Below are 12,585 nucleotides of genomic sequence, written 5' to 3' on the forward strand. Positions count from 1 at the left end.
TCGCGAGCGGGGCCACCGACGCTCCCAGGTGTACCCAGCGCTTATTCGCGCTAACAAATTTTTACGTATCCCGGTGACATGTCATGCTGAGCGCAGCAAAGCATCTTCCAGTCGCGTGGATGGGAAGACCCTTCGCTTCGCTCAGGGTGACATGGGATCGTGATGGGACAATGAAAAAGATCCGCTTCCCGAGAGCAATAGAGCCTGCTGTAATGTCGTCTGAACATCGCTCAGCAAAAAAGGTTTGGCAAGGAATCCTGTGATAGGCGCACTGGCAAGGCGCTGATCTTCCCGGTAATAGTAGCCCGACATGATCACCAGCGCCGTAGTGGAGCTCATCGTATGGATCTGTTCGGACAGCCTGATGCCGTTCGCGTCGGGCAGAATAGCGTCAATAAATGCGACAGAGTAGTGCCGCTGGCGTACCAGTTCGAGTGCCTCCGCCCCACTGCCTGCGGTGCTAATAGAAAACCCATCGACCTGGAGCATCCGCTTAAGCGCCCAGCAGATATCGGGCTCATCATCGACGATCAGAATATATCGTAGGTTCCCCCCCATAATGGTATGCCTTTATGTTTCAGGGATCAGAGCGTGTCATGTGCCCACAGGCAGCCGTATAATAAATGTCGCGCCATGCCCCATATCGCTCATCACCTCAAGCGTCCCGTGATGCTGCTGGACAATACTATAGCTGATCGAGAGGCCCAGCCCGGTGCCTTTACCCACCGTGCGCGTGGTGAAGAAGGGGTCGAAGATCTTCGACATATACGATTCGTCGATCCCGTGGCCGCTGTCGCTGAAGCGCAGCTCGATCTGGTCATCGAGCATGCGGCTCACCACCGTCAGCTGGCCGCCCTCGGGCATAGCGTTGCAGGCATTGAGGATGAGGTTGGTGAACACCTGCTGGAGCAGCTCGGGGTTGCCGTAGATCCGCGGCACATCGGGCGAGAAGTCGCGCTGGAGCGCGACCTGTGAGACGCGCATCTGATGCCCCAGCAGCGTGAAGGTCTCCTCAAGGGTGGCGTGGATATTGAGCAGCCGGAAGCGATCCTGCGGCGGGTGGGCGAACTTCAGCAGGTGCTCGATGATCAGCGAGGCGCGCTGGGTCGAGGTGAGGATCTTCTGTGTACACTGCTGGCGGAGCTCCGCGTCCTCTGGGTGATCCTCAAGGAGCTGGGCGCTCGCCGCGATGATCGCCAGCGGGTTGCGGATCTCGTGGGCGATCCCGCCCGCCATCACGCCGAGCGAGGCCATCTTCGCCGACTGGGCCAGCTGCGCCTCAAGCCGCCGGCGCTCCGTCAGGTCACGCCCGACGGCCACCAGGGCGACCACCGCGCCCGTGTCGTCGTGCATGGCCGAGCAGTTCCATGCGACCTCCACCTGCTGCTGCGGGTTCGAGGTGATCAGGGCGATCTCAGTGGCGATACTCTCCTCGCCCTGCATCAGGAGGCGCAGCTTTGTCTCCAGCGCGCGGCGCTGGTCGGCGACGCAGAGCGAGGTGAAGGGCTTCCCGCGCACCTGGTCCGGGGTCAGGCCTGACACACGCTCCGCGGCCCGGTTCCATGTCACCACATCGCCCTGCGGGGTCATCGAGACCACTAGATCGCTCGCCCAGTCGATCACGCTGGCCAGGTAGCGCTCGGCGCGGCGGACCTCCTCACCGAGCTGCTCACGCTCGGTGATATCCTCCATGAGCAGCAGCACGTGCTCGACCTGCGCCCCGCTCTTGATCGGGATGAGCCGATAGTAGTAGGTGCGGGTGCGCAGCCCCGGCGCCCGATAGGACATCTTCTCGCCATCAAAGATGTGGCCGCTGGCGAACACGGCGCTGATCTTCACCTCGAGCTGAAGGAATCGGATGAGCACCGAGGGGAAGATCTGGCTGATCGGGCGGCCGATCGTCTGTCGCGGGTCGTGGCGGGTCTTGGTGAGGAAGTTGCGGTTCGCCGAGACGATCTGGAGCTTACGGTCGATCACCACCAGCGAGATCGGCACGCTCTCGACGATCCGGTTGATGAAGCGCTCGCTGTTGGCCAGCTCATCATAGAGGTGCGCCGTCTGGAGGGCGGCGGCCTGGCGCTCGGCGATCAGGGCGGCGAACCACAGATCCTCCGAGGTGAAGGCAGGGGAGTCGCCCTGGCGGGCAAGGTTCAGCACCCCGCTCAGCTGGTCGCCGATAACCATCGGCACGCAGAGGGCCGAGCTGATCGCGTGCTGGTGCATGTACTCGCTCAGGTGGGCGGGGACATCGGGGCCGTTGGGGAGCAGCAGTGGTCGGCGGTTGAGGGCGACCCAGCCGGCGATCCCATCGCCGAGCGCGATCGTTGTCTGCCCGACGATATCGGTGTGAATGCCGATCGCCGCCGCTATCCGCAGCTGCCGCCGCTCAGGGTCATAGCGCATCAGCGAGGCCCGGTCGGCCTGTGTCGCCTCAGCGACAACATTGAGGAGATCACGGTCCAGCGTGTCTGGGCTACGATGCGAGAGGAAGAAGTTCTGCCAGCAGTCGAAGAGCGACTCTAGAGTGGGATGCCATGTACGCGCAGGGCGCGCTGGGTTCTGTGTCGGGTTCGCGCCAGTCATCGCTGACTCTTTCGCTGGTTATGTGCAGAGGGCTATGGTATGCATATATGTGCACACATAAGCATCGACAAAGATCATCTACCGCTCATAGTAGTTACATAGAGTATAAAAGTTAATTCTTTATATGTCAATAAAATTATTACTATATTTCGTAGTCGGAAATTCATTAATCGTGCATGATCACACAAAGTCACCGCCCCTAACGCAACCCTAACAGAAGGCTTGCGCGGCACTAACGCGCATTGGGCCGATCGTCGTGTGTAATAGTATGCAGAGACACAGCATCCTCCTGGAAGCGCGTATGTGCTCAGGGATGCGGTAAGAGACAATAGAGCGTGTGAGGAAATGGCAATGACCGCACCGACAAACGCTGTTGCACCTCGGAATGCCGCTGGGCCTTCACTCGCGAAGCTGGTAAGCCACATCCCCGCCGACCGGCGCTGGCGCCGTCAGGCCGACGCGCTGATCGTGATCGGCCATCAGCTTGAGCTGATGGCCCAGGAGCAGGGCCGCACCGCGCACGTCTCGCTGGGCACACTCCGCTTCTCGCTGTTCCGCATGCACCAGGGGCGGATCAGCCAGATGGTGCCCTTCTGCCACAGCATCACGGTCTATGGCGAGGCCGATGTTGCGCCGCCCGACATCCCGGGGGTGACCTTTGTGGCGGTGCCCCATGGGGCGCCCATGAGCCAAGAGTGGTTCCTGGTGATCGACAGCCCGGGCTTCTGGGGCGCCATGATCGCCCAGGCCAGCGCAGACCGCGCCGACGGCGCCACGCGACGCTACCTCTTTGAGGGGGTGCTCACCGCCGACGAGCGCGTGGTGAGCCGGGCCGGCCTGCTGCTGAGCCTCGCCGGCGGCCGGGCCACGATCGACAGCTCTAGCCGCGACGCTACCGCGAACCGGGCGCGATGGGCGCAGGTCGCCTACGCGCTGGCCACCCACAGCGATTCCCGGCGACTCGACCTGCTCGGCTGCATCCACGATCTCCCTGAGATGCAGTCGCTGCTGGCGATGTCGCCCCAGAGCCTCAACCAGATCGCGCCGGAGGCCATTGATGTGCTGCGCCGCTACTGTGGCTCCATCGGCGAGATCCTCTACCGCGTTGAGGGCAATATGCTGGAACCCATGGCCTGGAGCTGCCCGCAGCGCCCCCCCGCGCAGCCCGTCAGCAGCGGTGTGGCTGGCCAGGCGCTGCTCCAAAACCAGCTGGCGCTGACACCTCTCCAGCCCGGCGACCCCGAGCACAGCCTGCTCAGCGAGGCGAACTCGGTGGCCGCGATCCCGCTGATCGTCTGCGGCCTACCCTGGGGCGTGCTGCTGGTTGGCCAGGAGGAGTACGACCCTGAGGCATCGCCGACGACGATCTCTGCGGTTGGGGTGGCGACACTGCTCGAGCAGATTATCGACGCAGACCCAGCGGCCCGCGCACAGGCCCCGGCTCCTGAGTCCCACTCGGCCAGCCCAAGCTTCGACATGCCCGCCGCGCCCCCCGCGCCGCCGGCCAGCCCAAGCTTCGGCATGCCCGCCGCGCCCGCCGCGCCGCCGGCCAGCCCGAGCTTCGGCATGCCCCCCGCGCCGCCGGCCAGCCCGAGCTTCCCGACACATGGCTTCCCGCCGTCCGGCCCAAGCCAGCCGCCGCCGACTGCGCCGGCACCTTACGCCAGCCCAACCCCGCCCACGGGGCAGACATCAAGCTTCGGGCTACCGGCCTGGATGCGCACCACCGCACAGCCGCAGCCGGCCCCGAGTGCCGCGCCCGCCGCGCCAAGCGCGACCCTGGCGCAGCCGGCCGACACGCAAAACCTGCGCAGCTGGCCGAACCTCCAAAGGCGGCTGCTGGGCGCGCTGGTCGCCTACGATCAGCAGGCCGCCGAGCAGGTTTGGAGCGAGACATGCGCGATCTACACGCCCGAGCAGATCTGCAATGAGCTGCTCACGCCAGTGCAGATCGCGATTGGCGATGGCTGGCATCGGGGCGAGGTGAGCGTGGCCGCCGAGCACTTTAGCAGCCGCTTCGTGCAGAGCAAGCTCCTCAACCTGTTTAACGCCTCGATGGACCACCCTGGCGGGATCAGGGCGATCGTCGCCTGCGCCCAGGGCGAGCTCCACGAGATCGGCGCGATCATGCTCAGCCTCTTCCTGCGCTGGGGCGGGTTCCAGGTGATCTACCTCGGCCAGAATGTGCCGAACTCGACCATCGAGGAGATGGTGCAGCAGCTCAACCCGCAGGTGCTGGCGCTCTCTGCGGCCACCGTCGAGGCATCTCATGGACTGATCTCGGCCAGCCAGATGATCGCGCAGATGCCGCAGCCGCGCCCGCTCCTGATGTATGGCGGCCTGGCCTTCTATAATCGGGAGGACCTGCGGGCCCGCGTCCAGAACGGCTACTACCACCAAGGGGATATCCGCCAGGTCGCGCGTGTGCTCGCGGAAAAGGTTCGCGGTGCCTGATCATATCTTGTGCCAAGCTGATGTCAGAGCAGCGCATAGAGCGCGCTGCTTAAGGCATGTTTCAAACGCACGTGACAGTTTGTCTGTGATCCGTACTGTATGATCCGTGACCTGCACGCGGCGCATCACGGATCACGCAGTACGGATCAATGTCACGCTGAAACGCCCGATTCTGAACCATGCCTAAGGCACAGGATCTGATGATCACCGAGGTGTCTAGCCGGCTCGGCGCTGCTGCGGCGAGCCAGTTCAGCGATGACACACCCGCAGAGATCGGCTGGCACATGGCCTACCTCGCCGACAGTATCGCCGCCGGCACACCTGGCCCGCTCTGTGGCTATACACAGTGGGCTCAGCGCTGGCTCTCCAGCCAGGGCATGCCAGATACGCTGCTCCGGCAAGGCTACGAGGCGCTGTCCGCCGCTATCGGAAACCACCTCCCAGAGCACGCCGCCCGCGAGGCATCATCCATCCTACAAGAGGCTCGGCGCCTGCTGTAGCAGTCGTTCCGACAGCATTTGTAGACAGCGCCCGCGCCAGGAGAAAGAACATGACCAGCGCTGTAGAAACCTTCTCGCTCCCTGCCCTGCTCGGCATGACCAAGGGCCAGGGCTGCCTGATGAGCCCAGAGCAGATTCGCGCACTCGCCACACTGCTGCTGCGCAGCCGCCCGGAAGACATGCGGGCGGGCTGCTTCCTCGGCGGCGCGCTCACCGTTGGTGGTGGCCGCACCCAAGACGATGTGGTGGTGCTGTCGTCTACGTTCGGCGTCGCGCCATTTCTGGTGATCGCTGGCCAGCAGGGGGCGATCGCCATCCTGACCTGGCCTGAGGGCGCGCAGTATCGGACCCGGGTGATCACTGATCCGGAGTATGTGGACCGTGCCGCCCTTGTGCTCGCCCAGCTCAGCGACCACGAGTACACTATGAGCGACCTCGTCGATGCCGAGGTGCAGCGGGCCTATGTGGCCAGGCTTGCGGCGACGCTGGTGGCGGAGCTGCGGCTGTCCGACGCCGACTACCGCGCGCTGATGCCCGAGGAGCAGCGCTGGCTGACGATGGCGGCGGCGATGGCGAAGCATACGGGGGTTGAGACGCTGCTGGCCCTGCCCGAGGTGCGCCAGATCTTCCACGAGCTCGGGGCGGAGCGCGCGCTGCTGGGGCAGCTCGACGCCGACCAGCGCCAGCTGACGCCGCTGGCGTCCGACGGGGGCGGGGTTCCCGCGGCCTTCGTCGTGCAGCAGGGTGTGATCGCCAGCGTGATCCGCCGCAGACGCCCAGGCAGCGCCGCGTCGGCGGCGGCCAGCGGGCTGGATGGGATCGGGGGCTGGGCCGGTAATAATGCGCTGACCGCCGTGCCGCTGCTGCGCGACGAGCGCGTCTGGGGGCTGCTAATCATCGCGAGCCCGCGGGCGATCACCGGGCCGGCCCAGGCAATGCTGCACGGGCTCGGCACCCTGCTAGAGCTTTCTCTTGAAGCGGCGCCCCAGGCCAGCGCGTCGGCCGGCAGGCCCACGCCAGGTTCCCCGGGGATGCTGATCGAGGGCAGCGCCTCGCCCACGCGCGCCCCGCTCACGCGCGCGCCGGCGGGCGCGGGGCGCCCCGCGCCGCGCAGCGAGGCCTCGCACATCATCCGTGACCTCGGGGCGCTGCTGTCGCAGCTGGGCGACGCCGTGCTGCTGGTGGACGGCAGAGGCCAGATCGCCAACTACACCCCGGCCCTCGCCCGCATGCTCGGGATGGGCGCGAGCGCGCACGGCCAGGCGCTCGTCGCGAGCGGCGGCGCATGCCTGGCGCCGCTGCTGACCGAGGCGCTGATGGAGGAGCATGTCGACGCGCGCGAGATCGAGCTGCCCGGTGGAAAGACGGCGACGGCGCGGGTGATCGCGTTCTCGCAGGGGCTCTGGGCCTTTGTGCTGAGCAGCCCCGAGAGCGGGCTGCCCGCGCCGGCGGCCGCGCCGGTTGCCGCGCCACCCGCAGAGACCAGCCCCATCCCCGAGAGCGAGCGCAATGAGAGCTTCCTGGCGAACTTCTCGAACATCATCCGCGTGCCGCTGCGCGAGCTGCGCGAGCTGATCACCCGCGTGCCGGTGGCCGGCGAGCTCAACGAGCAGCAGTCGCGCCTGATCGGCCAGGTGGTGCGGCTGAACAGCGAGCTGACGATGCTGGTGAACGACCTGCTGGCCCTCGGGCAGATCAGGCTCCAGGCCGGCGATCACCGCGCGCCGCTGCGCATCGACCTGCTGATCGAGGCCGCCGTGGGCACGCAATATGCCGAGTTCGGCCGCCGCGGCCAGCACGTGGTCACCGAGCTCCAGCCCGGCCTGCCGAGGGTGTTCGGCTCAGAGGAGGGCCTCGGGCGGGCGGTGGCCGCCCTGATCGATAACGCGATCAAGTACAGCCCGGCCGGGGCGCACATCCGGGTCGTCGCGCGCCACGAGGGCGGCGATCTCGTCGTCAGCATCGCAGATAACGGCCTCGGGCTCCGCCCCGACGAGCTGGCACAGATCTTCGACCCATTCTACCGGGCCGAGACCACCGGGCATCTGGGGATCTCGGGGCGCGGGCTGGGGCTCACCATCGCGAAGGCGGTGATCGAGCAGCACGACGGGAAGATCTGGGCCGAGGGGACGCCCGGCAAGGGCTGCACATTCAGCTTCCGCCTGCCTGTGGCCGAGACGGCCTAGCATCTACAGCTCCCAACAGGGATTCCGTAGCAACGCCACCGCAGATGTCCGGCTCCAGAAGAGCAACGCAGACAAGGACACATCTATGCGCTACAGTATCCTGATTGTGGAGGAAGATGACACGCGCCGCAACGCATGGTCGGAGGCGCTGCTCAACGCGGCCGCCGCGCAGGAGATCGCCCTGGTGGTGACGGCGGCCCGCTCGGCGACAGCGGCGCAGTTCCACGCCGGGCACCGGCAGTTCCATCTGCTGGTGGCATCGCTGGCCGACGACGGCGTTGGCCTGGCTGGGCGGCTGCGCGCGCGCAATGCGCGCCTGCGCGTCTTGCTGCTTCACCCGCCCGAGATACTAGAGGAGCAGCTGCGCGACGCCCGCTGGCTTGGCCACGCCCTGGAGATCTACCCCGAGGAGCCGGCCGCGCTCGTCCAGGCGGTGGGCAGCGCGCTCGGGCTGCCGCTGGCCGATGACCTTGAGTCCAAGGGTCGGCCAGCCGCCACCCTCGGCGATGTCCAGGTGCTCCTCGATGTGCTACGCTGGCAGACGAAGGCCCAGCTAGTGATCTACACCGACTATATCGGCAACATGATCGCCAACCGCGGAGACTCGGCCAACCTCGACCTGGGCGCGATCAGCTCGCTGATCGCGGGGAGCTTCGTCAACTCGTTCGAGCTCGGGAAGGCCCTGCGCGACCCGCACACGCGGCACCTGAGCGTCCTTGAGGGGCAACACTTCGATGTCTTCGCCACAAACGCGGGAAACTATCGACTGCTCGCGCTCATCTTCGATAAGGAGTTTGTTAGCCCGAAGCTCGGCTACGCCTGGCTCCAGCTCAAACGTAGCGCCGATCAGCTGAGCCAGATGCGGATTGTCGAGGGCGATGTCGGTGAGGTCATCACCGCTGAGCTGACCGCATCCCTCAACGACGAATTCGACCGACTCTTTCGTGGCGATCTTCTTGAGGCGCAAGACGACACCAATGACCCACAGAGCCGGTATTCCTAGGAGGACGCGATGTCACGCTCGCAGCTTGTACTCTCTGCAAGTCAGCTTCAAGAGCTGAGGCAGCTGCTGGCACAGTTCAGCCAGCAGGTTGATGTGCGCTTCGCATTTCTGGGCGATCTGAGCGGCCTAGATATTGTCAGCTGGGATGGCCGCAGTGAGACAGATGTCGGCAGCGTAGCAGCTCTGGCGGCTGGCGATATGATGGCGACCCTGGAGGTCGGCCGCCTGCTGGGCGGGAAGCGCGCCTGTAACCTGATCGTGCAGGAGCACGACGACCTGACGATCCTGATCTCGCGGGTCGGCGAGGGCCTGCTGCTGCTGCTGGCCACCGCCCGCGATGTCCCCCTGGGCTGGTCGCGCCTGGCGATGAAGCGGTCAACCGACCGCATTCTGGCGATCGTCGGCAGCGCGGCCATGGTCCCCCCTCCCGATGCGATCTCCGAAGACTTCGAGCGCTCGTTTGCCGCGCAGCTCGATAACATCTGGTGATACTGCGAGGCTGCCATGTTTATTAACTGGGCGCTGGGCGAGCTCAACCTTAAAATCGTCTACTACGGGGCGGCGCTGAGCGGGAAGACGACAAATCTCCAATACATCCACGCGCGCACCCCGGCCAACCTGCGCGGGCGGCTGATCTCGCTCAAGACTCAGCAGGAGCGCACGCTGCTCTTCGACTTCCTCCAGCTCGAAATGGGGAAGGTCAATAACCTCAAGCCGAAATTTAAGCTCTACACCGTCCCAGGGCAGGTGTACTATGCGGCGAGCCGCCGCCTGATCCTCCAGGGCACCGATGGGGTTGTCTTCGTAGTAGACTCACAGGCAGGCCGGATGGCTGAGAACCAGGAGTCTTGGTATACCATGGAAGAGCACCTGATCGAGCTCGGGCACGACATTAGCACATTTCCGATCATTGTGCAGTTTAATAAGCGCGACTTGCCACACATTATGTCTATACCTGAGCTACGCCGCCAGCTCGACATCCAGAAGCGCCCCTGCTATGAGGCGTCGGCCCTGCGCGGGAACGGCGTGTTCGACACGCTGAAGGCGGCGATGAACTCGGTGGTGGTTCAGGTGCGCCGGACGATCTGACAAGTCGGCAAGATGTGATATCGACCTGCCAAAGTAGAAACGAGGTGTAGGATGCACCAGGCGACACCGATTACCGAGAGCCTTCAAGCCGCCACCTACGACCAGAATGTGCGGATCGGACAGCTGCTCTTCTTCCAGGCGGCCGCCGACCGGCAGCTCGCCCCGGCGAGCTACATCGCCCTGCTGCGCGGGCTGACCACCATCTACGACGCCTTCGAGGCCGCCATCGGACACACGGGCGACCAGGCGCTCTACGCGATCTGGGGGCGCGATCTGCACAAGCAGCCGCTGCTCCAGCAGGACGCCGCCGCCATCAACCCCGCCCACGCGCGCAGCGTGCCGGCCGCCGAGCTCTGCGCCGAGGTGCTGGCCGAGCACCTGCGGATGCGCTCGGCCCTCGCACCGCGCTCGCTGCTGGGCAGCGCCTACGCCCTCGCGACATGGTATATGGGCGGGGCCACGATCTGCGAGCAGGTGACGACGGCCATGCAGCTTGGCGGCGGGGCCGGCGCGAGCTACCTGGCGAGCTTCGACAGCTGGGGGCAGGCGCACTGGCCGCAGTTCGCCGCGGGCCTGAACGCCACCCCGCTCGACCCTGAGGCGCACCAGCAGGCGGTGATCGCGGCCCGCGAGGTGCTCGACGGGATCGAGCAGCTGATCTATCTGCTGCACCCGCTGAACGAGAACCCGACGAGCGAGATGGTGACGCTGCTGAACCCGCTGGCCGGCAACCACCCGATCGCCGGGGATCTCGTCGAGATCAAGGCGATGCTGCGGGCGCACGAGCGCATGGCGGAGATGTTCCCCTACATGGAGATCCGCTACGGCATGAAGGGCCGTAAGTTCTCGTGGAGCGACGGCGGCTGGCTGGTGTCGCTCACCTCTGAGGATCAGGCGAGCGTGAACCATAATGTCCAGTGGCTCACACACCTGCTCGCGCGGCGCGGCATGCCCCAGTGGTTCATGGAGTGTCACCTCCAGATGCTCCACGAGGAGCTCGTGAGGGTGCGGCCCGACAGGCGCGGCAGCTACGCGACGATCGCCGAGGCCGCGCGGGTGCTCGCCGAGGAGCGCCGGGCCACGGTGAGCGATGAGGCCCTCGTGGGGCTGGACAACGCCTTCTACGAGCGCGTCGGGCCTGAGTGGCGCGCGTGGATGCCGAACTGCGGCGGCCTGCTGGCGTCGGCAGTCGCTGATGATCAGGCGGGGGTTCCTCACGCCCTCGAAGCGATTGAGGGGTGGATGACCGACCCGGCCCGCTTCCCTGAGGCGTGGGTCGCGGCGGCGCACGAGGTCATCCGCCGGGCGCGCAGCGGTGGAGCCTAGCCTCCTATCTTTTGTTGGGCTTGGGCGGCTTTGCCGCCCAAGCCCAACAAAAAAATTGTTAGCGCGCATAAGCCTTGGGTTGCGCTGCACCGCATTCGGCGGGCGCAGGAGCGGGGATATCATGATTCTTCAGGGCAGCTTTGCGCTGATGAGCCCGGCGGCGCTGATCCAGACGCTCTGCCAGGAGCAGCGGACGGTGACGATCAGGGCCAGCCGCGCCGGTTCGAAGGCCGAGGTCTGGGTGATGGACGGGATCATTGTGGGTGCCCGCTGCGACGAGCACACAGACGAGGAGGCGATCTACCGCATGGCCCAGTGGCCTGACGGGGTGTTCACGGTGTCGGCGGGGGCCGCCAACGCGCCGGAGACGATGGCGGCCGACGCGGAGACGCTGCTCCTGGAGGCGGCGCGCCAGCGCGATGAGGGCGACCTGCCCGCGCCGACGCCGCAGGCCGCCGCCACCGGACTCGACCGGATTCTATCCGCGTGCCCGGCGCTGAAGGGCGGGACTCTTGTGCGGACTGACGGCGCGACGATCTCGATGGGCATGCCGGAGACATCCCCACTGGTGGCGGCGAGCCTGTCATCTGTGGGCGCGGCGCTCGATGCGCCCCCCGGCATTGTGGCGTATATCGGCCACGGCCACCGCCTGCTGCTGACGCGCAGCGGCGCCGGGCATATGCTGCTGGCGTCCGTGCGCCAGGGGGAGAGCCTGGGCGAGGCCGGCGCCCAGATCGAGCGCGCCTTCAGCGCCTCGGTGTGAGGCAGCGGCCTCGCCGGAACACGCGGCGAGAGACAAGACGCGGGGGCGCTGCGAGCATGGCTCGCAGCGCCCCCGCGTCTTTGCATGCCCTAGTGCGCTTTCAGCGCAGGGGTTAGGAGTTGGGAGTCGGGGGTTGGGTGCTGCAACGCGCGAGCGCCCTGCCTCGTGCCCAACAAGGTCGCTTGAAACTACACTAGCGGATCACCTGCGGCAGAAATACCACCGTCGTGCTGGCGAGGCCGTGCTCCGTGAGCGCGAACGGGCCCTCCTCGTGGGTCACGCCGTCGGCGGCGACCTCCTGGAGCCAGTAGGTCGCCGACGACCCTGACAGCGCGCCGGCGTCGAGCCAGCTATAGCTGGCGCCGGCGCCGCCCCAGCCGCGGGCAACCAGCAGCGTGGGGGTGATGCGCGTCGCGCCGACCCGGCTGCCGTCAGCGCTACGGTACAGATGGAAGCCGACTGTGGCGATCTCCGAGCCCGTCTCCCATCGGATCAGCGCCCCGCCGGGTACGGCCCGCGCCGCAAACGACAGGAGCGTGATCGCCGCGGGCGGCGCGCTCGTCGTCCCCGAGTTGTTCAGGGGCGTCGGGTCCACGCCGTGGGTGCCGTCATCTGAGATGTGCGCGGTATTGTTGATATGGGTGATCCCGGTGGGCAGCGGCGTATCGACGCGGGCGACGA

At 66.2% G+C, this 12,585-nt stretch carries 10 protein-coding genes and 1 pseudogene; 8 read left to right on the top strand and 3 right to left on the bottom strand.

The genetic code is table 11. From position 1 onward, the window contains the following. Window positions 1–141: 141 nt before the first annotated feature. A complete protein-coding gene (locus tag K2Z83_RS16155; protein WP_220596221.1) occupies window positions 142–558 on the bottom strand; it encodes a response regulator in 417 nt (138 codons plus the stop codon). 36 nt (window positions 559–594) lie between these two features. Next, window positions 595–2,583: a PAS domain-containing protein gene (locus K2Z83_RS16160; RefSeq protein ID WP_220596222.1), complete on the bottom strand. Its 1,989-nt coding sequence runs from the start codon at window positions 2,581–2,583 to the stop codon at window positions 595–597. Between the two features lie 351 nt (window positions 2,584–2,934). On the opposite strand from K2Z83_RS16160, the gene K2Z83_RS16165 reads away from it, so the two are divergent. The 8 genes from K2Z83_RS16165 (at window position 2,935) to K2Z83_RS16200 (ending at window position 11,904) form a co-directional block, all read left to right on the top strand. Continuing rightward, window positions 2,935–5,037 carry a B12-binding domain-containing protein gene (locus tag K2Z83_RS16165; protein ID WP_220596223.1) on the top strand — a complete coding sequence of 701 codons (2,103 nt, stop codon included), beginning with the start codon at window positions 2,935–2,937 and terminating at the stop codon, window positions 5,035–5,037. Window positions 5,038–5,216: 179 nt separating this feature from the next. Beyond that, a complete protein-coding gene (locus K2Z83_RS16170; RefSeq protein ID WP_220596224.1) occupies window positions 5,217–5,537 on the top strand; it encodes a hypothetical protein in 321 nt (106 codons plus the stop codon). 50 nt (window positions 5,538–5,587) lie between these two features. Next, window positions 5,588–7,723: an ATP-binding protein gene (locus K2Z83_RS16175; protein ID WP_220596225.1), complete on the top strand. Its 2,136-nt coding sequence runs from the start codon at window positions 5,588–5,590 to the stop codon at window positions 7,721–7,723. Between the two features lie 85 nt (window positions 7,724–7,808). Beyond that, a complete protein-coding gene (locus tag K2Z83_RS16180; protein WP_220596226.1) occupies window positions 7,809–8,726 on the top strand; it encodes a hypothetical protein in 918 nt (305 codons plus the stop codon). Window positions 8,727–8,735: 9 nt separating this feature from the next. Next, entirely contained in the window at window positions 8,736–9,215 is a 480-nt protein-coding gene (locus tag K2Z83_RS16185; protein WP_220596227.1) for a hypothetical protein, read from the top strand. Between the two features lie 15 nt (window positions 9,216–9,230). Continuing rightward, a complete protein-coding gene (locus K2Z83_RS16190; RefSeq protein ID WP_220596228.1) occupies window positions 9,231–9,815 on the top strand; it encodes an ATP/GTP-binding protein in 585 nt (194 codons plus the stop codon). A 51-nt stretch (window positions 9,816–9,866) separates the two neighbouring features. Then, window positions 9,867–11,141: a biliverdin-producing heme oxygenase gene (locus tag K2Z83_RS16195; protein WP_220596229.1), complete on the top strand. Its 1,275-nt coding sequence runs from the start codon at window positions 9,867–9,869 to the stop codon at window positions 11,139–11,141. Window positions 11,142–11,262: 121 nt separating this feature from the next. Further along, window positions 11,263–11,904 carry a DUF4388 domain-containing protein gene (locus K2Z83_RS16200; protein ID WP_220596230.1) on the top strand — a complete coding sequence of 214 codons (642 nt, stop codon included), beginning with the start codon at window positions 11,263–11,265 and terminating at the stop codon, window positions 11,902–11,904. Window positions 11,905–12,097: 193 nt separating this feature from the next. Here K2Z83_RS16200 and K2Z83_RS16205 read toward each other — a convergent pair. Continuing rightward, a pseudogene (locus K2Z83_RS16205) lies at window positions 12,098–12,585 on the bottom strand (hypothetical protein); the annotation flags it as partial.

This window comes from Oscillochloris sp. ZM17-4 (assembly GCF_019599295.1).
In the GTDB taxonomy this organism is placed as follows: Bacteria; Chloroflexota; Chloroflexia; order Chloroflexales; family Chloroflexaceae; genus Oscillochloris.